This is a genomic window from Mesorhizobium sp. M7A.F.Ca.CA.004.06.1.1 (assembly GCF_003999135.1).
Lineage (GTDB): Bacteria > Pseudomonadota > Alphaproteobacteria > Rhizobiales > Rhizobiaceae > Mesorhizobium.
The window spans coordinates 1-20478 of record NZ_RZPQ01000020.1; the positions used below are offsets into that span (position 1 = coordinate 1).

At 63.5% G+C, this 20478-nt stretch carries 15 protein-coding genes and 1 pseudogene; 8 read left to right on the plus strand and 8 right to left on the minus strand.

Annotated elements, in window-relative coordinates; translation table 11 throughout:
* The 4 genes and pseudogenes from EN906_RS02985 to ftsZ form a co-directional block, all read right to left on the minus strand.
* Positions 1–241, minus strand: a pseudogene (locus tag EN906_RS02985) (ATPase); the annotation flags it as partial.
* A 31-nt stretch (positions 242–272) separates the two neighbouring features.
* The gene (locus EN906_RS02990; protein WP_127270100.1) at positions 273–1700 is read right to left on the minus strand and encodes a DUF5691 domain-containing protein; all 1428 of its coding nucleotides are present in this window, start codon (positions 1698–1700) and stop codon (positions 273–275) included.
* On the minus strand, positions 1697–3082 hold the full coding sequence (locus EN906_RS02995; RefSeq protein ID WP_236383125.1) for an SWIM zinc finger family protein: 1386 nt from the start codon (positions 3080–3082) through the stop codon (positions 1697–1699). The genes EN906_RS02990 and EN906_RS02995 overlap by 4 nt, the downstream gene beginning before the upstream one ends.
* Positions 3083–3276: 194 nt before the next feature.
* Positions 3277–4311: a cell division protein FtsZ gene (gene ftsZ, locus EN906_RS03000; RefSeq protein ID WP_127270104.1), complete on the minus strand. Its 1035-nt coding sequence runs from the start codon at positions 4309–4311 to the stop codon at positions 3277–3279.
* Between the two features lie 483 nt (positions 4312–4794).
* On the opposite strand from ftsZ, the gene EN906_RS03005 reads away from it, so the two are divergent.
* The 5 genes from EN906_RS03005 (at position 4795) to fhuB (ending at position 12396) form a co-directional block, all read left to right on the plus strand.
* Positions 4795–6150, plus strand: a complete 1356-nt coding sequence (locus tag EN906_RS03005) for a glutamine synthetase family protein (RefSeq protein WP_127268594.1) — start codon at positions 4795–4797, stop codon at positions 6148–6150.
* Positions 6151–6276: 126 nt separating this feature from the next.
* The gene (locus tag EN906_RS03010; protein WP_164748641.1) at positions 6277–7161 is read left to right on the plus strand and encodes an AraC family transcriptional regulator; all 885 of its coding nucleotides are present in this window, start codon (positions 6277–6279) and stop codon (positions 7159–7161) included.
* A 136-nt stretch (positions 7162–7297) separates the two neighbouring features.
* Positions 7298–9487, plus strand: coding sequence for a TonB-dependent siderophore receptor (locus EN906_RS03015; protein WP_236383127.1), 2190 nt, complete (start codon positions 7298–7300; stop codon positions 9485–9487).
* A 34-nt stretch (positions 9488–9521) separates the two neighbouring features.
* Positions 9522–10400, plus strand: coding sequence for an ABC transporter substrate-binding protein (locus EN906_RS03020; RefSeq protein WP_127268593.1), 879 nt, complete (start codon positions 9522–9524; stop codon positions 10398–10400).
* Complete coding sequence (gene fhuB / locus EN906_RS03025) at positions 10393–12396, plus strand: Fe(3+)-hydroxamate ABC transporter permease FhuB (protein WP_127270106.1); 2004 nt, start codon at positions 10393–10395, stop codon at positions 12394–12396. Before EN906_RS03020 ends, fhuB begins: the two co-directional genes overlap by 8 nt.
* A 36-nt stretch (positions 12397–12432) precedes the next feature.
* Here the strand turns inward: fhuB and EN906_RS03030 are convergent, their stop codons facing one another.
* The 4 genes from EN906_RS03030 to EN906_RS03045 all read right to left on the minus strand — a co-directional run bounded on the left by EN906_RS03030 (position 12433) and on the right by EN906_RS03045 (position 16308).
* On the minus strand, positions 12433–13230 hold the full coding sequence (locus tag EN906_RS03030; RefSeq protein WP_127268228.1) for an amino acid racemase: 798 nt from the start codon (positions 13228–13230) through the stop codon (positions 12433–12435).
* Positions 13227–14588, minus strand: coding sequence for a cation:dicarboxylase symporter family transporter (locus EN906_RS03035; protein WP_127268227.1), 1362 nt, complete (start codon positions 14586–14588; stop codon positions 13227–13229). Before EN906_RS03035 ends, EN906_RS03030 begins: the two co-directional genes overlap by 4 nt.
* Position 14589: 1 nt before the next feature.
* A complete protein-coding gene (locus EN906_RS03040; RefSeq protein WP_164748642.1) occupies positions 14590–15429 on the minus strand; it encodes a transporter substrate-binding domain-containing protein in 840 nt (279 codons plus the stop codon).
* A 186-nt stretch (positions 15430–15615) separates the two neighbouring features.
* Positions 15616–16308, minus strand: coding sequence for an SDR family NAD(P)-dependent oxidoreductase (locus EN906_RS03045; RefSeq protein WP_127268226.1), 693 nt, complete (start codon positions 16306–16308; stop codon positions 15616–15618).
* 371 nt (positions 16309–16679) lie between these two features.
* Here EN906_RS03045 and EN906_RS03050 point away from each other — a divergent pair, with 371 nt between their 5' ends.
* The 3 genes from EN906_RS03050 to EN906_RS03060 all read left to right on the plus strand — a co-directional run.
* A complete protein-coding gene (locus EN906_RS03050; RefSeq protein ID WP_127268225.1) occupies positions 16680–17795 on the plus strand; it encodes an anhydro-N-acetylmuramic acid kinase in 1116 nt (371 codons plus the stop codon).
* 356 nt (positions 17796–18151) lie between these two features.
* Positions 18152–19156: a phosphate ABC transporter substrate-binding protein PstS gene (pstS, locus tag EN906_RS03055; RefSeq protein ID WP_127379225.1), complete on the plus strand. Its 1005-nt coding sequence runs from the start codon at positions 18152–18154 to the stop codon at positions 19154–19156.
* A 76-nt stretch (positions 19157–19232) separates the two neighbouring features.
* Positions 19233–20478 (plus strand): Na/Pi symporter (locus tag EN906_RS03060; protein WP_164777092.1); only part of this gene is annotated, 1246 nt, incomplete at its 3' end.

Genomic DNA, 20478 nt, shown 5'->3' on the forward strand with positions numbered 1-20478 from the left:
GCAGCAACAGCGCGCGATCGGTGGCGAGCGTCGCGACCGCGGTTTCCATCAGCCGGCGGCGGCCGACATATTTGGGCGTTATCACTGTCCCGTCGTCAGCCTTTCCGCCAAGCAGGTAGGTAAGGACCGCCTTTGGTGAAAGGCTCCATCCGGCAGGCCTTTGCCGGTCGTCATTGCGCGAGAGCGCCTGCAATTCGGCGGCATAGGCCTGCTCGACCGGAAGACGGATGGCTGCGTTCATTTGCTGTTCTCCGGATTGATCATATGTTGGTTCAATGCTCGGCCAGTGACGCGTTGAGCCGCAGGAGACCCAGAGACGGCGCCGCCGGCGCCATACCGGCCGCAACAACGTCTCCGATCAATTTCTCCGCCGTCGCCGCCGTGGCGAGAAAGCCCATAGTTTCCAGAAGCTGGTCGACGCCTCGCCTCACAGCGTCATCGTTTGCTGCAACAGCGGAGCGAAGCGCCGCGAGCGTCTGGCCGTTTGTCAGGTCGGCCCATTCCAGCCAGCTTGCTTCGAGGCCCTCGGCCAGATTGAGCGCGCCAAGATGTTGCGTGTCCTTCAGGATCGACCTGACCAGGACACGCTTCCTGCGGCTGTCCAGACGCGCCATGAGGTGGAGGACGAAGAGTGCGGGCTTGTCACGTTCGGCGACAAGCATATCCGCCATGTGCGTCACCGCGGCGTCGCTGCCCGACGCGGCGACCATTCGGGCAACAAGGATATCGGCATTGCTCTCGGCGCCGAATTGCCACGCCCCGATAAACTCGGATTCGGTGGTGCCGAAGCGCGTGGCGAGGTCGACCAGGTTACAGGTCTCGAACAGTTCGGCGCGACGTCTTTCCTGCGCCGGCGATTTGAGTTTTGCCGGCGTGTAGGTGGTGCGGCGGCGGATGAAGCCGGATTTGCCTTCAGCGATGAAGGCAGCGAGTTCGGCCGTCGGATCTTCCGGCCCGCCACCGCCTGGCGAGCCGTGCTCTCCCAATCTTGCCAGCAACCGGCCAGCGAGCTCGCGCAGCTTGCCGGAACGATCGGCGGAGAGGCTCTTCAGGAATGGCACGTCATCGGCACCCAGGCCGAAGCGCAACAGGTCGACGAGTGCAATCCTGATCTCCGCCGGCTCTCCGGAGGCTTTGGTTTCGATCAGTTGCCGAGCCGAAGCCGGTGCGGTGCGGCGCATATCGGCGAGCGCGGTGCGGCGTGCGGCGGGATAGAAGTCATCCCAGTTTTCCACCGTCAGATGCTCCTGGCTTGCAGGTTTTTCGCCGTCCGCGCCTGCCTGCCAGTCGATCCAGGGTGCATAAACGTCCGGACTGCTCTGATCCGACGCGGCTGGCATCCAGTCCATCGGATGCAGCACGAAGCCGCGGCTGGCGACGAGCGTGACCACACGCGACTTGCTTCTTGTGTCGGCGGCATGCTTGAGCGCGGCTCGCAATAGCGGCCGCAGCCGTTCCGGCAGCATCGGCAAGGCGAGTTCGGGCAATTGCGGGCGGCGTTTCAGCATCTTTGGCGCGGCTGGCCGCAAGGCGGTGTCGAGAGCTTGTGCGGCGATCGCCAGCAGCCGGCGTTCGCGCTCGTCGGGGCTGGCACCGCCGGCGATCTCCTTCCACGCGCCCGGAGCCAGGTCGAAGGTGGTCCCGCCGGTGATCCAGCAGTCGCGCATGGCCGCCAGGCCGGTCTGCTCGATCTCGTTCACGACAGGTCAAGCCTCCCGAAACCGCTTTGCGCCGCCAGCAGGTCAAGCCGGCTGCCATTCCAAAGTGCTGCCGTTGCCATAAGGTCCAGCCCAAGCAGCGTTGGATTGACGGTGTCGGCAATCGGCAAGGCGATACCATGCGGATCGCCGGCGGCTTGCCACCAGGCAGCGCCCCGATCGTCCAGCAGGATCGCGCCGGGCGGCAGCATGACAGGACAATCGGTGAGCCAAGGGGCTGTGTTCTGGTGAGCAGCATGCGCCGCGAGCGGATCGGCTGTGTGAAAGCCGAAATCGGGCCACTCACCTGTCGGGACGTCGCCCTTGCGGTCCGCCACCAAGGCCCGCAGCGGCTGGCGTGCCGGGTAAAAGACCAGCCTGGCATCGAACCGGTCGCCCGGTGTGAAGGCGTTCGACCGGCGACCGGCCGAGGCCGGAAAATAGTCGAGCAAGAGAGCAAATTGCGGGCTCGCGCTCTTCAGGTTGAGCAGCCAGGTCGAATGGCTGACGAGACCGTCACGGCGCGACTCGATCTTCTCGCCAAGCACCTCCCAGACGCTTTCGACCTGTTTGGCATCGGGATTGGCCAGAACCTGCTCACGGCTTTCGGACGTCGATACGAGCCGCCTCAATTCGGCGTCGCCTGGCGTCGATCGCCAGGCCTTGGCCACCAGCACAAGCTTGCCTAGTTCGCGGATCGCCGCGTCCGGGCGCTCCTCGCTGCGCAGCCCCATCAGCCGTGACGGAATCTCGTCGATGCGGCCGGCAAGCGCTGTCGCCTTCATGTCGACCAGCCGTGCCGCAATCCGGCGGCAACGATCACTGCTGTTGTCGACAAAACCGGCCAGGCCAAGCCGCAACTGGTCAGCGATCCATTGATCCAGCTCATCCAACGCCGCCGACACCGCGGATTGCGTATCCAGCGTCCGCTTGCGCTGCGCTGCCTCGCGGCGCTCGACCGCAGCGGCGTCCTCGACATCAGCGCTTTCGTCGTCGCGCGAGGCCTCGCCAATGCTCTTGCCTCCCGCACCGGGCGCTGGCGCCGCCGGCTGCGGCGAGGCCTTCCTGCGGCGGCCGAGCCAATCATTCACCCATTCCGGGGCCGAGCCTGCGGCGGTAAAACTGGCCGGCGTGGTGGCTGCAATCCACATCAGCGCCAAAGTGTGCTTGCAGGGAAATTTCCGCGACGGACAGGTGCATTTGTAGCCATGGTCGCCGGTGTCGACGACCACACGATAGGGATTGGAGCCGGAACCCTGGCATTCCCCCCAGAGGAGCCCCAGTTGATCGCTCTTTTCGAGCCGTGGCCAGTTCGATTGCCTGGTCAACCTGGACGCTGCGCTCAACGACGCCTGATCGGGCGCAAGCGCTTCGATGGTTTTCAAGTCGAATTCCAAGCCGCGCCTCTCGTCGCTCGAACGATACGGGTAGCCAGTATAGATGGCCGTCTATGACGGATTCTTGTAGCAGCAGCGGTACCGAGATCGATACAGCTGAACACAATAGTTGCGCCAGTTGCTATCCGGCGATGTCTCCCTCGAGAAATTATCTCCTGGCGAGGATAAACGCGCGATATGACTTATTGAAGCGTCCGCGCCGGCTGACCGGCGTGGTCGCGCGCGATGCCGGCTTCGGCATCCTCCACACCAAACGCACGGTCGAGGCCCGTCGCCACCACCGAGACCCTGAAGCGGCCTTCCATGCCCTTGTCGAAGATGGCGCCAACGATGATGTCGGCATCCTCGTAGACCTCTTCGCGGATGCGGGTGGCGGCCTCGTCGACCTCGAACAGGGTCATGTCCCTGCCGCCCGATATCGAGACCAGCACGCCCTTGGCGCCTTTCATCGACACTTCGTCGAGCAGCGGGTTGGCGATCGCGGCTTCGGCCGCCTTCATCGCCCGGCCCTCACCGGAGGCCTCGCCGGTGCCCATCATGGCGCGGCCCATGTCGCGCATCACCGATTTAACATCGGCGAAGTCGAGATTGATCAGGCCTTCCTTGACGATGAGGTCGGTGATGCAGCTGACGCCGGCATAGAGCACCCGATCGGCAATGACGAACGCATCGGCGAAGGTGGTCTTGGCATCGGCGATCCGAAACAGGTTCTGGTTCGGGATGACGATCACCGTGTCGGCGCTCTCGCGCAGCCGCTCGATGCCCTCTTCAGCCATCTGCATACGGCGCCGGCCCTCGAAGGCGAACGGCTTGGTGACGACACCAACCGTCAGGATGCCGGCCTTGCGCGCCGCCTGGGCGATGATTGGAGCCGCACCGGTTCCCGTGCCGCCGCCCATTCCGGCGGTGACGAAACACATATGCGTGCCGGCCAGATGGTCCATGATCTCGTCGAGCGATTCCTCGGCCGCGGCGCGGCCGATCTCGGGAAGCGATCCGGCGCCCAGTCCTTCGGTGACGTGGGCGCCAAGCTGGATCAGCCGCGTCGCCTTCGACATGGTCAGCGCCTGGGCGTCGGTGTTGGCGGCGATGAATTCGGTGCCCTGAAGCTGCTCGGCGATCATGTTGTTGACGGCATTGCCGCCGCCGCCGCCGACGCCGATCACGGTGATCTTGGGTCTCATCTCGGAGATTTCGGGCTTCTTGAACTCGGCCATGCCTGTGTCTCCTTCGCCAATTGCGCGCGCTTCACGACCCACCCGCAGACTGCCTTGAAACCTTGCAATCGAGTGGCATGATGCGAATCACTCCGTTGCGATGGGTAGCCCAAAAAGCCAGACAGCGGCCAGAGGTGCAAGTGCATGCGAGGTCAAGATTTGTGATGACCGTTTTGCACAGCGTGGCTCGGGCGCTGCGCGCGCCAGATCTGACCGCAGCGAGCTCGCCGCTCCCGCCGATAGCGGCTGCGCGCTGGTTTACCGGCTCGTGCTTGGCTTTCCGCCCTCCAGCCTCTATGTTGCGACCGCAGATCGCGCAATTGGTTTTGAAATGCCTCCCGATATACCAGCTAGTGACTTGAAAAAATAAGGAAAAGCGCTTGGCGACAGCCAAGTCTGTTTTCCTAAAACTCACAAGCTATTTTTGTCAGGGACAGTGCAGCCGGTCAGGTTGCGGCACCTTCGAAAACCAGAGGTCATAAATTGAGCGATGCAATTGCGGACGTTTTGAACTGGCTTGACAGCAGGACCGACATCCAGAGCCTGAGAGCCGCGGTGTGCGACCTCAACGGCATCATGCGCGGCAAGCGCATTCCCGTCGAGCAGGCAAGAAAGGCGCTGGAAGGCAAGCTGCGCATGCCTTTTTCGCTGATCGGGCTCGACGTCTGGGGCGAGGACATCGAAGGCAACACACTGGTATTCTCGACCGGCGATGCCGACGGACTGTGCCAGTGGACGGGGCGCGGCATTCTGCCGGTGGCCTGGACGGCGCATCCGACAGCGCTTGTCCCGCTCTGGCTGGCCGACGAAAGCGGCGCGCCCTATCTCGGCGACCCGCGACGGGCGCTGGCCCGCATCCTCGATCGCTACAAGGCCTTGGGCCTGACCCCGGTCGCGGCAACGGAACTCGAATTCTACCTCGTCGATCCGCAGTCGCAGCGGCCGGTCGGACCGGTCTCGCCGGTGACCGGACGCCGTCTCGATTCCGACGCGGCGCTGTCGATCGACGAGATCGACGACTTCGAATCCTTCATCCATGACGTCTACGAGGCCTGCCGGACGCAAGGCATTCCCGTCGACACGGCCATCGCCGAAAACGGCGTCGGTCAGTTCGAAATCAATCTGAACCATGTCGCGGACGCCTTGCGGGCGGCTGACGATGCGGTGCTGTTCAAGCGCACGGTGAAGGGCATTGCCCGCAAGCACGGCTTTGCCGCCTGCTTCATGGCTAAGCCCTATGGCGACCGCGCAGGCAACGGCTTTCACGTTCATTTCAGCCTGATCGACGGCGAAGGGCGCAACGTCTTCGATGACGGCACCGACCAGGGTTCTGAGACCATGCGCCATGCGGTCGGCGGCCTGCTTGCGGCAATGGCCGAAAGCACGCTGGTGTTTGCGCCGCACTTCAACTCCTACCGCAGGCTGCGCCCGAGATCCTATGCGCCGACCGCAGTCGCCTGGGGTTATGAGAACCGTATGGTGGCGATCCGCATTCCCGGCGGGCCAACCGGTGCGCGCCGCATCGAGCATCGCGTTTCGGGAGCCGACGCCAATCCCTATCTGGTGCTAGCGGCCATATTGGGCGCCGCACTGACGGGCATTGAAAGACAAATATCGCCAGGGGATCCGATCGGCACCGACGGCCAGGGACTCCCGCCGGCAAAGCTGCCGCCGGACTGGGCATCCGCGATCGCCGCCTTCGAGAGCGGGACGCATGTGGCGGAGATTTTTCCAGCCATCCTGCGCGACTCCTTCGTTGCCTGCAAACGCCAGGAATTGAACACGTTCGCGCTCAATGTCAGCGATTTCGAAATCGAGACATACCTCGAAAGTGTTTGAGGCCTGACGGCCCCAGCGGTATTGGTTCCGGCCGATTTTCGAGCAGCCGCAAAGCACTTGCGGTGGGGTCGCTAACCGGGCATAAACATGATGGTTTTTATCATGTTATGGTTGGGATCACAGGACTTGACCTTCGTTGCGCGCATGGAAAGCCGGATTGAGGGCTTTTCAGTCATTGGCGATCTGAAATGGCATGTCTGGGACGGCGTGGTCGCCGACCTCTGGGATGTCTCATGCGGTGACAAGGCCGAAGGCTATTACGTCTCTCCCGACCCCCGGCTGTTCGTCGCGCTCGATGTGGATGGCGACGGCGCTTTCTTCGTCGAAGGCGCCAAGGGCGAATTGCGCCGCCACGACCAGGCTTTTTCCATGGCCTACATACCGGCCGGCGTGCCGATCCGCGGCCGGGTCGAGGGGCTACGGCGGATCCGGCATCTCGACCTGCATTTCGACGCCGCAGCGCTGACGCGCCGCTTCGGCCGCAGCCTTGACCACGAGGCCTTGCGGATGTCGCGCTTCCAGTTTCGCGACGACCGGATCGCCATGCTTGCCGGCATGATCGCCGCCGAATGCGGCAACGACCGGCCTCTGCATGATCTCTATGGCGAGGGCTTGCTCAATGCCTTGTTCGCAAGCCTGTTCCAGATAGACCAGCCTGATACCGCCAGGCGACGGTCGCCGCTCTCGCGCCGCAAGCTGCGCCTCGTCACCGACTACATCGACGCGCATTGCCTGGACAGGATCCGGCTTGCCGATCTCGCCGCGCTGACCGGCCTGTCCGAAACCGCGATGAGTCATGCCTTCAAGGCGGCGACGGGCGTGCCGCCGCATCGTTGGCAGATGCAAGCGCGGGTCGACAGGGCCAAGGCGATGATGGCGCGTGACGCCGCTTCACTTGGCGACATCGCCGAGGCAACGGGTTTTTTCGACCAGGCGCACCTGACGCGTGTGTTCAAGTCGATTGTCGGCGTGACACCCGGCGCCTGGATGAGGAGCACCAGTCGCCAGTGACATTTCCGCAACATCACACCGTGATGTCCCTCGTTTGGACAAGAATGGACAAACTGCCCAATTCCGTCCAATGACCTGCAGATAAGTTGAGATAAATCATCAAGTATCTCAATGTCGACAGGCGGGGACTTTCCTGATGAGCAGAACTTACCGGATGAAGGCGCTTCTGGCGGCCAGCGTCGCCGCAGCCGCGATGATCCCGCCAATGGCCGCGTTCGCGCAGTCGGTGCAAACCAGCACCCAGCTTGAACCGGTGGTGGTCGAGGGCGAGGCCGGCGACGGCGCGGCCGGACCGGTTAAAGGCGTCGTCGCCAAAAAAAGCAGGACCGGCTCCAAGACGGCGACCGACATCAAGGACATCCCGCAATCCGTGTCGGTGGTCGGCCGTCAAGAGATCGACGACCAGGGCGCACAGAAGGCCGACGAAGCCTTGCGCTACACGGCCGGCGTCTTCGCGCAGCCCTTCGGCCCCGACAGCGACACCAACTGGCTGTACATCCGTGGTTTCCAGGCGACGGCCACCGGCACCTACATGGATGGGCTGCAGCTGTTCAGCTACGGCTTCGGCGGCTTTTATGTCGACAGCTTCGGGTTGGAGCGCATCGAGGTGCTGAAGGGACCGGCCTCCGTACTCTACGGCGGCAGTAATCCCGGTGGCCTGGTCAACTATGTCAGCAAGCGGCCGGACTTCGAACGCACGCGCTATGTCGAGACCGGCGTCAACGACGCAGGCAATGTCTATCTCGGCTTCGACATTGGCGACGTGGCCAAGGATGGCGCGGTCAGCTACCGGATGACGGGCAAGGTCGCCGGCGGCGATACCTACAGCGACCTGCAAAATGGCTGGCGCGGCTTCATCTCGCCAAGTATTACGTGGAAGCCGGACGAAGCAACCACGCTGACCATCCTGGCCAATTACAGCCACATCGACGAAAACCACAATGGCGGCAGCTTCCTGCCCTATAGCGGGACGGTGACGGACCACATTGTGGACGGCGTGAATTATGGCCGCATCGACCCGGATGCGAATTTCACCGAGCCGAGCGTCGATCTCTACAAGCGGGAACAGGGCTCGATAGGCTACGAGTTCGAACACACATTCGACAATGACTGGACGGTGCGCTCTAACGCCCGCTTCACCGCCGCTGATATCAATGAAGTCAGCGTCTATCCGAATGGCTGGTCAACCATCGGAGGGCCTACCGATCTGGCCCGCATAAATTTCGACCATGACACCACGGCCAAGACCTTCCTGGTAGACAACCAGATCGAAGGCAAGGTGGTGACCGGTCCTGTCGAACATACGATCCTGGCCGGCATAGATTTCAAATATTACAACATCGACCAGGTCCAGTCGTCTGGCCTCTACGACGAAAACTATGACAACCCGATCGACGCCTTCCATCCAGTATACGGCTCGCCACTGACGCCACGTGTCAGCTACCTCAACCAGGACCTGACGCAGAAGCAGCTCGGCTTCTATGCCCAGGACCAGTTGCGCTTCGGCGATGGCTGGCTGGTGACGCTGAACGGCCGCTACGACCGTGGCTGGCTCGACGCCGACAATCGTCCGACCTACTACAGCAGCAGCTCCAGTTCACAGAGCCAGACTGTCGGAGATTTCTCCGGGCGAGCAGGACTAGCCTACGAATTCGACAACGGCGTTACCCCCTATGCCAGCGTCGCTACCTTCTTCAACCCGATCATCGGCACCGACGCGTTGGGTAATCTGTTCAAGCCGGAGGAAGGCACGCAATACGAAGTTGGCGTGAAATACGTACCGACCTTTGTCGATGGCCTGTTCACCCTGTCGCTGTTTGACCTGACGCGCCAGAACGTCCCTTCCAATGTCACTCTGTTCACGCAGATGCAGACCGGTGAAGTGCGCTCTCGCGGCGTTGAACTCGAAGGCAAGGTGAACGTGACCGACGATTTCCGGGTCACGGGTGCATTCACGGCCTACGACATCGACATCACCAAGGACGCCAACCCGGCGCTCATCGGCAAGACGCCCTTCATCGTGCCCGAAGTCATGGCTTCCGCCTCGGTCGACTATACGTTCCGCAGCGACTGGTATGACGGCATCTCGATCGGCGGCGGCCTGCGTTATGTTGGCTCTTCGTGGGCCGACAATGAGAACACGGCCAAAGTGCCGGCGGTCACGCTGGCCGATCTGAAACTCGGCTACGAGAAGGAGAATTGGGGGATCGATCTCAACATCACCAACCTCTTCGACAAAACCTATGTGTCGAGCTGCCAGACGACGCTGACCTGTTCCTATGGCGAAGGCCGCTCGTTCAAGCTGAAGGCGCATACGACTTGGTAGTCGACTTGGTTACAGCTTGCCAAACAAGCCAGTGATGATCCATCTGCCCAACAGACGGCAGGTGCTTGCGCTGGCGGCCGCGGCATTGCTGCCACCGGTCGCCGCCAGGGCCGCTACACCGCGCGTTGCAGCGATCGACTGGGGCATGCTGGAGACGTTGCTGGCGCTCGGCATCGAGCCGGTGGCGGCGACCGAACTGATCCAGTTTCGCAAGATCGCGGTCGAGCCGGCAGTGCCCCAATCGGTGACCGATCTCGGGCTGCGCGGCGCGCCCAATTACGAGCTGCTGCGCATCGTCGCGCCTGATGTCATCGTGATCTCCAATTTCTACGAATACCAGCGCCCGATGCTCGAACGCATCGCGCCGGTGTTTGCGCAAACGGTCTACGAGGCCGGCGTGCCGCCTTATGTGCTCGCCGAGGCAGCGACACTGGCCCTGGGCGAAAAGCTGGGACGGCAGGCCGAGGCGGAGCGCTATACCGATGAGACCGCTGATGAAATCGCGCGGCTGCGCGGCACCTTGCCGCGCGCTTCCGGGCGTCCGGTCTTCGTCATCAGCCTAGGCGATAGCAGGCATTTTCGCGCCTTTGGCCGCGACTCCATGTTCGGCGATGTGCTGACGCGTCTCGGCCTGGTCAATGCATGGACCGACGAGACGAGCTACAGCGCGGCGGCACCCGTCGGACTGGAGGCGCTGGCGCGCGTGCCCGAGGCGTCGATCCTGATCGTTTCGCCACTGCCGGCGGATGTCGGGCGTTCGCTTCCGACAAATGCCTTGTGGAACGCTCTGCCGGCGGTGCGTCAGAACCGCGTTGCCGTCCTGGAGCCGGTCAACCACTTTGGCTGCCTGCCATCGGCACGCCGCTTCGCGCGTCTGGCGACGGCCGCCCTTGCCGGGCAGGCCCATGGCTGAGCGCACTAAAAGCGATCACGCCGCGACGAGTGCCGCGCTGTTGCCAATCGCCCTGTGGGGCCTCCTCGCGGCTGTGGCAGCGCTCCTGTTCGCATGGCGGGTCGGCATGCAGTGGCCGGCTCCACTGCCGGGCGGCATCGGTCTCGACCGCGTCATCCTGCTCTACAGCACGCTGCCGCGCGGCGCGGTGGCGGTGCTGGCGGGCGCCGTGCTCGGCCTGTCCGGCCTGCTGTTGCAGCATGTGCTGCGCAACCCGCTGGCCGAACCGTCGACGCTTGGCATCTCGGCCGGCGCGCAGCTGGCGATGACGATCGTCTCGCTTTACGCACCGCTGCTGATGGAGCGGTCGCAGGGCCTGGTCGCCTTCGCCGGTGGCATCGCCGCGGTGCTGCTGGTGCTGGCATTGACCTGGCGGCGCGGGCTGGAGCCGGTGTCGGTCATGCTCGCCGGGATGATGGTGGCGCTGACCGCCAGTTCCGTCAGCGCAGCACTGATCCTCGCCAATGGCGATTACCTGTTTTCGCTGTTCATCTGGGGCGGCGGATCGCTGGTCCAGCAGGACTGGGAGCCGACCATCGCGCTGACGGTCAGGCTGGCGGCCGGCGCGGTTGCCGCATTGATGCTGCTGCGGCCGCTGACCATTCTTGGTCTCGACGATGCCTCGGCACGCAGCCTGGGCGTCGCCCGTCACTCAAGCCGCTTTCTCATCATCGCGCTTGCCGTGTGGATGGCGACGTCAGTCGCGGCAGAGGTTGGCGTCATCGGGTTCGTTGGTCTTGCAGCGCCGGCGCTGGCCACGCTTTCGGGCGCCCGCACACTGCGCCAAAAACTGATCACCGCGCCGCTGATCGGCGCCGTGCTGCTGTGGCTGACGGACGGGCTGGTACAGCTGGCCGCCGGTTCCGGTGGCGAACGCATTCCGACCGGCGCCGGCACCGCCCTGCTCGGCGGTCCGCTGCTGCTGTGGCTGTTGCCGCGGCTGCGCCTTCTCGAATGGCCGCATCTCGGCTCCAAGGGGGCAGCACCGCGCAAGGCCAGCCGGCCCCGGCTCATCATCCTGCTTCTGCTTGGGCTGGCGCTTGTCGCTGCCATCGTGGCGCTTGTCGTCGGGCGCGGCCCGGACGGCTGGTCTATTGCTGGGGGAGACCTGTTAACCGATCTCGCCGCGTGGCGCGCGCCGCGGATCGGCGTGGCGGCCGCCGCCGGCGCCATGCTCGCGGCCGCCGGCGTCGTCATCCAGCGGGTCACCGGCAACCCGCTGGCGAGCCCCGAAGTGCTTGGCGTCGGCACCGGCGCCGGTGCCGGCCTGACAGCCGTGCTGATGGTCAGCGCCACGGCCGATCTTGGCTGGCAGCTCGCCGGCTCAGCCCTGGGCTCACTGGTGGCCTTGATTGCCATGCTGGCCCTTGCCGCACGAGCAAAGTTCGGTGCCGAGCGGCTGCTGCTTGCCGGTATCGCCATGAGCGCGCTGTGCAGCGCTGCGATCACCGCGACGATCGCCATGGGCAACGCGCAGTCCTACATCCTGTTGCGCTGGCTGAGCGGCTCGACCGGCCAGGCGTCGGCGCTCGATGCAGGGCTAGCACTCGCCTGTCTGTTGCCGCTGACGCTGCCGCTGTTCCTCGCCGCGCGCTGGCTCGACATCCTGCCGCTCGGGTCCGACAGCGCACGCGGGCTGGGCGTGCCGGTCGCCGGCGGACGATTGATGCTGATCGTCGTTGCCGCGCTGCTGACCGCGCTGGCCGCCATGGTCGTCGGACCGTTGAGCTTCGTCGGCCTGATCGCGCCACACCTTGCCCGTCTGGTCGGCTTTTCCCGCGCCCGCGTCCATCTCGCCGGAGCGATGCTTCTGGGCGTCCTGCTGATGATCGTCTCGGACTGGCTGTCGCGCATGGCGGCCTTTCCCTACGAACTGCCCGCCGGCCTGTTCGCTTCGCTGCTTGGCGGGCCGTATCTCGTCTACCTGCTTGCCAAGGGCGTGCCGCGCCAGGGCTGACGGGTTCCGAAATGCTATGAGGTTCTATCCATAGGGCTAGGCCAGTGCGGCCAAGCTGGCGCGCATCGATCGGTCATGTTCCGGCAGCCGTGATACGGTCGGCAGGCCGCGGGCTTCCTGGGCACCGAAGCCCAACCGTGTCAGACAGGCGCGCGCCAAGGCCGCATTGCTGTCGATGACGACCAATCCATTGACACCGTTGAGGCTGGCGGCCACCACCGACAGTTCGGTGCAGCCGAGCAGGGCTGCATCGGCGCCGGCCGCTTGCGCGATGTCGAGCGCGCGCTCGGTTTCAACCGCCGCATCCGCGATCGAACCTGCCTTGACGAGGCTGATCGCGCTGTCGACGCAGGCCTGAAACTCGGTGTTCGCGGGAAGGCAGAGCTCAAATCCCGCCGCCGACATCCTGTCCTGATAGAAGCCGGAGACCAGCGTGCCTTGGGTGGCGAGAACAGCAACCCGGCCCTGATCCAGGCTGCGACGCGTCTCCGTCACCACAGCATCTCCGATATGGATGATTTCCGCGCGCGAATTCGCCGCCAGTTGGCTGTACCAATGGTGGGCGGTGTTGCACGGCATCGCGATGCGGGCGACGCCGAGCGCATTGAGCGTCGCGACCGCGGCTTTCAAAGGCGCCAGCGGCCCATCATGGCCGGCAAGGATCGCTTCGGTCCTGTCGGGCAGCTGTGGGACACTGAGGATCACGGCAGGCACATGTTCGTTGTCTCTGAGCGCCTGGGTCATCCGGGTCAGCTTGAAGTAGAAATCAGCCGAAGCAAGCGGCCCAAGACCGCCGATAATGCCGAGCTGGGGACGGATGCTGTCGTCGATCATCTGACAGGCTCGGCTTCGAGCTGGTCCGAGGCGGCGTCAGGCTGCGTCGTCTCCCTGTGGCTGGGAGCGATCATTGCCGTGCTCGCCGCGACGGTGCAGACGCTGGCCAGCGTCATGAACGTGTCGACGGCTGCATCCACCGCGACGAACAGGACGAACGCCGCCTCGAAGGGAAGCTTCAGGTAGCCGCAGACGATGGACATCTGGGACAGGATGAGCAGGCTGCCCATACCGCCGGTGGTGAGCGCGAGAAGCGCTGAGATGATGCCGACGAGCACGAGGTCCGAGACTGCAAGCTGGTGGCCGTAAAGCTGGGCAATGAACAGCGCACCCGAGGTGTAGAGCAGCGCCGGGCCAGTGCGCAGCAATGCCGCCTGCAGCGGCACGAGCAGTTCGACCACCACCAGGCTGAACCGCAGGCGCTCGCTCAAAAGGTTGATGACCCATGGCAGCGAAGCGACCGTAGAGCGTGTGGTGATGGCCACCATGAGAAGCGGCTGGCAGGTCTTGATCGTGGTCCAGTAGCTTCGTCGCGACCGGATGGCGATAATGGCAAAGGCCCCGGCAACGAATATGAGGCAGGAAAGACCCATAACCAGCAGGTAACCGCCCATCAGCGTGAGCGGCTTGGTTCCGGTCGACGCGGTCTGGTCCGCGATCAGGATGAAAGTTGCAAAGGGCAACCCCCAGATGAACCAGTTGGTGAGCACCGTGCAGGCCCGGTAGACCGCGTTGAGCGCCTGGGTCAGGCTCATGGACGAAGGCTGGGGAATCTTCCCCATCGCGAGCCCGAAAAGCAGGCAGAACAGCAAAACCTGGATGGTCTGGCCCGAGGCCAGCGCGTTGAAGACGTTGTTCGGCACCAGGTCGAGCAGGATCGAGTGCCCGCCATTGGGGTCGCCATTGGAGGGCGGCGGCTGGAACGGGAAGGCGAGATCGGTGGACACGCTGCCTTGCGAATTGATGAACTCGCCAAGCTCGATGCGCGACTGCGGATTCTCGATCTGGCCCGGCTGCAGGATCAGCGACAGGGTGCCGCTCACCAGCACGCTCAGGAACGACACGACCAGCACGGCCATACCCACCTTGCCGAGGTAGCGGACCGATTTGGGATCCTGGACCATTGCCGTGATGGAGAAGATGACCGACGAGACCAAATAGGGCAGGACGACCATCTTGAGGAAATTCAGGTAGAGCTGTGCGACAGGGCTGATCGCATGGGCAAAGTCTGGATAATAGAGGCCGCACAATATCCCTGCAGCAATCATCACAATCGTCGTCACGGGCGAGCGCAGGATACGCCTTGCCGCGAGGCGCCAGTCGAAAGGCAGGGGTCCGGCTACCTCGGAGATGGCCATGTCAGGCTTTGCTCCCCAGGCGATAGCGGGCGATGATCTCATCCGTGTTGAGAATCTGCTGACCCCGCGCGAGATCGAGATAGAGATCGACAAAGGCCGCGAGGTGCGGATTGTCGGGCCGCACGCCGACTGCGATCGTATCGACCTTGTCGGTCAGCGTGATCGAGCGCGCGACAACCGTCATCGACGGATCGTCGACCATCAGCTTCTTGATCTCGAAATCATCGCGATAGGCCATGTCGATCGTCCCGTTTCGGATCGCATCGATGATCAGATCCCAGCTTGCCAGGCGGTGGATTTGCGCATGCGGGAAGGTCGTGGCCGCATAGGTGGCGAATGAAGAGCCCTCGATCACGCCAAGATCGCCTGAGAAATCACGGACGATCTGTTCGGCCGGTTTGCCTTGCGCGATACGCGCCAGGTTGAGGCGGTTGGCGATCAGCCCTTGCCGCAGCATGGCGTAGGGGCGGGAATAGATGATCGACCGGCCGCGCTGAAGCGTCCGGCTGAGCTTGCCAATCGCCATGTCGGCCTGTCCGGAACTGACCTGACTGACGATATCGTCGAACGTTGCGGCGGATCGGTCGAATACCGGCTCGACGCCAAGCGCCGCGGCGATGCCGTGGGCCAACTCCATGTCTATGCCATCGTCCCCCGATCCGTCGGCCGGAAAGAACGGATTGGAAGCGAAGGCCGGCATTGCGATGCGCAATGCATCGCCGCTCGCGATAGGTTGAGGGGCGTTCTCCGCCTGCTGTCCCGGAGTGCTGGCTGCGCGGGCTTGCGAGATCAGCAACCCGCCGCTCCCGGCCGCAAGCAGTGTACGACGTGTAACCGACATGCGCGTTCTCAATTAACCCGGGAAAGCTGCAACATGCACAACCCGCGTTAAACAAACGTGTATATTACACTGAGCCTTTTTATGTATCGGACAAGCAGCTTAGCGCCACAAAATATCAGCATTGCCTAATATATTAGGAAAAGCGGAAGGATCGCGTTGCTTCCCGCCGGGCGATCGTCTGGATTGTCAAAACGTCTCGACCCAAGGCCGTAACTCAAGCTCCGAGCTCCAGGCGCTGCGATGCTGGCGATGGACCGCGAGATAGGCCTCGGCGATAGCGTCCGGCGACAGGCGGCGGTCCTGTAGGTCGGGATCGGCTGCCTGTCCGGGCGGCGCGATCTGGCCGTCGATAATGAAATGGGCGACGTGGATGTTCTGCGGGGCGAGTTCGCGGGCCATGGACTGCGCCAGGCCGCGCAGGCCGAATTTCGGCATGGCAAAGCCGGCCGAGCCGGGAAAGCCCTTCACACTGGCAGTGGCGCCGGTGAACAGGATCGAACCGGATCCCCGGACAAGCAGCCGGCGCGCCGCCTGCTGGCCGACCAGGAAGCCGCCATAGGCGCCGACCAGCAATGCCTGTTTGACCGCTTCCGCATCGAGCTCGGCGATCGGGCCGCGTGTGCGTGCGCTGGCGTTGAACACCACGAGCGCCAGCGTGCCGGCCTTGTCGGCGGTGTCGAACAGCCTGGCGACGGACGCAGCGTCGGCGACATCCGTCTCAACGGCCAGAGCACCGGTTTCGCCGATCAGAGCGCTGAGCTTCTCGACGTTACGGGCGGCCAGAACCACGCGAAAGCCTTCCCGGGTGAGAAGGCGCGCAAGCGAGGCGCTCAGACCAGCGCCCGCGCCTGCAATAACGGCCACATTGGATGAGGTCATGATTTTCTCTCCCTTGCGGATTTCGGCGGAAGCGTTCGCCAGACCAGACAAGGTCGCGCCTTCGGGGCTGACAGGCAAGAGGTGGCATCTCGTTGGCTGTTGAACCAGACGGGCTGCAGAAACGACGTTGCGCGGTCCAATATCGCCTGTGGAGCTACGAAAGCCGCTCGGCCTTCAGCACCGAGACCGCCACTTCGAAAGGGACAAGGCTTGGACCTTGCCCGCCGCCCGGATTCATTAGACCAACATTTTGGCGGTAGAATCGTCAGGTTTCGTAAAGCTGTCGGCGATCTCATCAATGGGACTGGAGCGTGGTCCCGAAAAGTGGGAAACGGTTTTCGGAAAAGATTATGCTCAACAAGGAAACGATTATGGAACCAATCTGGGCCGTCGGCCTGATGACCGGCACGGTGCTGGACGGCAACATCGACGTCGCGCTGATCAAGACCGACGGCGAACGTATCGAGGATTTCGGCACCTATCGGCTGATGCCCTATCCTCCGTCGATCCGCTCCCTGCTGGAAGAGACGCTGACGGAGGCGCGGGCGTGGAACTTTGACGGGCCGGAGCCGGCGATCTTCCGCACCGCGGAGGAAGCCCTGACGCGTGCCCAGTCAGCAGCCGTCAAGGAATTGGTCGAAGGCTATGGCATGACGATGGCCGATATCGGCGTCGTCGGTTTTCACGGCCAGACCGTTCTGCATCGCGCGCCGCAGGTTGGACGGCTGGGCCAGACAAGGCAACTCGGCGATGGTGAGCTGATGCATGCCATATTGGGTACCAAGGTCGCTTACGATTTCCGCTCGGCCGACATGCGCGCCGGGGGGCAAGGCGCGCCGCTGGCCGCGGTCTATCACACCGCGTTGATGCGCGGCGCCGGCGCCAATGGCGAGGTGGCCGTACTCAATCTCGGCGGCGTCGCCAACATCACCTGGTGGGATGGCGCCGACAATGTCGTTGCCTTCGACACCGGCCCCGCCAACGCGCCGCTGAACGATTTCATCAAGTCGAAGGGGCTCGGCGAGATGGACCGCGACGGCGCGCTCGGCGGTGCGGGCAAGGTGGACGAGGCGCGGCTGGCCAAGCTGCTGCAGCACCCCTATCTCACCAAGCCCTATCCCAAATCGCTGGACCGTTTCGACTTCGGCGCCGCCATGGCGGACGGGCTGGATGCGGAGGATGGCGCGGCACTGCTGACCGCCTTCACCGCTGGAGCCGTCGGCAAGGCACTCGACCTCTTACCAAGCCGTCCTAAAAAACTGGTGGTCAGCGGCGGCGGCCGCCACAACCCGACCATGATGGCGATGCTGACCAGCCGTGCCGGCGTCGAAGTGGTGCAGGCCGAGAGCCTCGGCTGGAGCGGCGATGCGGTCGAGGCGGAGTGTTTTGCCTTCCTCGCGGTGCGCGTGCTGCGCGGCCTGCCAATCAGTTTTCCGAGCACGACCGGCGCACCGCGGCCGATGCGGGGCGGAAAACTCGCCAGTTAGAGCCTCTTCCATCCCGGAACGGGATGGGATGACCTTTCCCGCCCGGCCGACTTTCAGGCGATGCGGCTTTTTGCTCAGGTTTTGCAGTCGAAAGGTCTTCGGAATAGTCGAAAAGCTTTTCCGCCGGGACCCACTGTCATCCAACCGTTAAGAAGAATTAATACAAGACAACAGCGATCTTGTTTTCAGCTGACGCCTCATTTCGCAGGCGTATGGCCATTGATGCGCGCCTGCATAGCGGCGGCAGTATAGTTGGGATTCAATTTATGTTGTCAGCAGGTTTAGCTTTATTGCGCGGTGCACGGCCGACGATTTCGGGGGCGGCAGCTGCGCTCGCCCTTGCAATCATCGGGGCCATGATCGGATCCGCTGCGCGGGCTGAGCCCATTCGCGGTGCGGGGTCGACACTGGCCGCGCCGATCATCGGCAAGTGGGCAACGACATACAAGGCTGCACGCGCCGACGGCGGCGACTTCTTCACGCTGGACTGGACCGTCGATTATGAACCGGTCGGATCCCTTGCCGGCCTGATGCGGCTTGCGCAGCCCGAACTGGATTTCGCCGCCACGGATGTTCCCGTGCCGGCTGATGATCTCGCCAGGAACGGCCAGCAGCAATTTCCGATCGTCATGGGCGGGATCGCGGTGGTCGCCAATCTCGATGGCCTGCCGGAGCAAGGTCTGCGCCTCTCCGGCCCGGTGATCGCCGACATCTATCTGGGCAAGATAAAGTCCTGGTCCGATCCTGCGATAAGGGTGCTCAATCCCGACATAGCCCTTCCCGATCTCGCCATCGGCGTCATCCACCGGCAGGACGGTTCGGGCTCAACCTATGTCTTCACCGAGTTTCTGTCATCGACAAGCGAAGACTGGAAGACGAAGCTTGGAGCCGACACTCTGATCGACTGGCCGCTCGGGACAGGCGCGGAAGGTACGCAAGCGCTTCTTCGTGCCGTGGCTGCGAGCAAGGGGGCGATTGCCTACGCCGAATACGGCCAGGTTCTTCGCGCCGGCCTTCCCTTCGCAGCGGTCCAGAACAAATCCGGCAAGTTCGTCAAACCGGACCCGCAGGGCGTGCAAGCAGCGGCCACCTCCGTCGCCTGGGGGGAAACGACCGACTTCTTCGCCTCCCTCACCAATCGCAGCGGAGATGGTGCGTACCCGATCAGCACGGCGGTGTTCGCCGTTGTCCAGGTCTCGGGGCGTTCGGAACATCGCTATCGCCGCGTGCATGATCTTTTCCGGCTCGCCTTCGCGCAAGGTGCCGGCGACGCCACCGCACTCGGCTATGTGCCGCTGCCGAAAGCGCTCATTGGCCAGATCGAACAGTATTGGGCAAGGCAATTGCCGGTCGGAAACTGACCCGAACGAAGCTGCCTTGCGCAGCAACTGAACTTCATACCGCGTCGTCGTGGCGACTTGTTGGGGACTGCCTGAAATGGACATAGATATCTTCAAGGACATCCTCGTGCCGGTGATCGGCGGCTTGGGCATCTTCATGCTCGGTCTGGATTTCATGGCAAACGGCATCCAGGCGCTGTCGGTCAACCGGATGCGCGACTTTCTCGCCAAGGCAGCCGGTACGCCGGTCAAAGGCGTGCTGGCGGGAACGCTGATCACCGGCGTCATCCAGTCGTCGACGGCGATGAGCGTCATGGTCGTCGGGCTGGTCAATGCCGGTGTCATCGCCCTGCGGCCGGCGATCAGCGTGATCATGGGCGCCAACATCGGCACCACGCTCGGCAACGGGCTCATCGCCCTGCCGCTCGGTCCGCTCGGATTGATCCTGGCCGGCGTGTTCTCGCTGGTCTACTGCTTCGCCAAAAGCGAAAAGGTGAAGAACATAGCGCTCGCCTGCATGGGTTTCGCTCTGATCTTCTACGGCCTCAACCTGATGACCGGCGGCCTGCGTCCGCTTCGCAACCTGCCGGAAGTCATGGCGCTGCTGCAGACGCTGACGGCCGACTCCTACCTCAACCTTTTCAAATGCGTGTTCATCGCCGCCGGCGTGACCGCGATGATCCACTCGTCCTCGGCGACGATCGGCATCGTCATGGGCCTTGGCGCGGCGGGCATTCTCGACTGGACAACCGCCGTCGCCTTCTCGCTCGGTGCCGATCTCGGCACCACGATCACGTCGTGGATGGCTTCGCTCAACCTTTCGAAGAACGCCAAGCGGACCGCCTATGCGCACATCTCGTTCAATATCATCGGGGTGTGCATCACCATCCCTCTGTTCTTCGTCTCCATCCAGGTGCTGGAATGGGCCATGCAGTTCTTCGGCGGCGATCCGGCCGTTCCGGTGATTGTCGACGGCAAGGAGACCTTCCCCCTGGTGCCGGTCGCGGTCGGCCTCTACTCGACCTTCTTCAACGTCTTCAACACAGTGCTGCTGTTCCCGTTCATCGGCGTGTTCGAGCGGGTGCTATCGCGTGTCGGCCACACGGATGCCGACGACGCGGAGGATTTCTCGACGCCGAAATTCCTCGACCGCAAACTGGCCAGCGATTTTGCCAAGGCCATTCCCGCCGTGCAGCAAGAGACGGCCCGCCATCTGGAGGCCGGCGCCATGTTCCTCGACATCGCACGCTCTTCCAAGAAGGCGCCGTCGGATCCGGGCGAGCACTATCTGGCGACCGACATCCTCAGCCGCGATATCCGCGCCTACACCGCCGCGCTGATGA

Excerpts from the sequence above, each read along its gene's own strand:
- pstS (WP_127379225.1), top strand. The coding sequence starts at position 18,152 with ATGATCGGATCCGCTGCGCGGGCTGAGCCCATTCGCGGTGCGGGGTCG.
- EN906_RS03040 (WP_164748642.1), bottom strand. The coding sequence starts at position 15,429 with ATGTCGGTTACACGTCGTACACTGCTTGCGGCCGGGAGCGGCGGGTTG.
- ftsZ (WP_127270104.1), bottom strand. The coding sequence starts at position 4,311 with ATGGCCGAGTTCAAGAAGCCCGAAATCTCCGAGATGAGACCCAAGATC.
- EN906_RS03015 (WP_236383127.1), top strand. The coding sequence starts at position 7,298 with ATGAGCAGAACTTACCGGATGAAGGCGCTTCTGGCGGCCAGCGTCGCC.
- EN906_RS03020 (WP_127268593.1), top strand. The coding sequence starts at position 9,522 with ATGATCCATCTGCCCAACAGACGGCAGGTGCTTGCGCTGGCGGCCGCG.
- EN906_RS03035 (WP_127268227.1), bottom strand. The coding sequence starts at position 14,588 with ATGGCCATCTCCGAGGTAGCCGGACCCCTGCCTTTCGACTGGCGCCTC.
- EN906_RS03030 (WP_127268228.1), bottom strand. The coding sequence starts at position 13,230 with ATGATCGACGACAGCATCCGTCCCCAGCTCGGCATTATCGGCGGTCTT.
- EN906_RS03050 (WP_127268225.1), top strand. The coding sequence starts at position 16,680 with ATGGAACCAATCTGGGCCGTCGGCCTGATGACCGGCACGGTGCTGGAC.
- EN906_RS03045 (WP_127268226.1), bottom strand. The coding sequence starts at position 16,308 with ATGACCTCATCCAATGTGGCCGTTATTGCAGGCGCGGGCGCTGGTCTG.
- fhuB (WP_127270106.1), top strand. The coding sequence starts at position 10,393 with ATGGCTGAGCGCACTAAAAGCGATCACGCCGCGACGAGTGCCGCGCTG.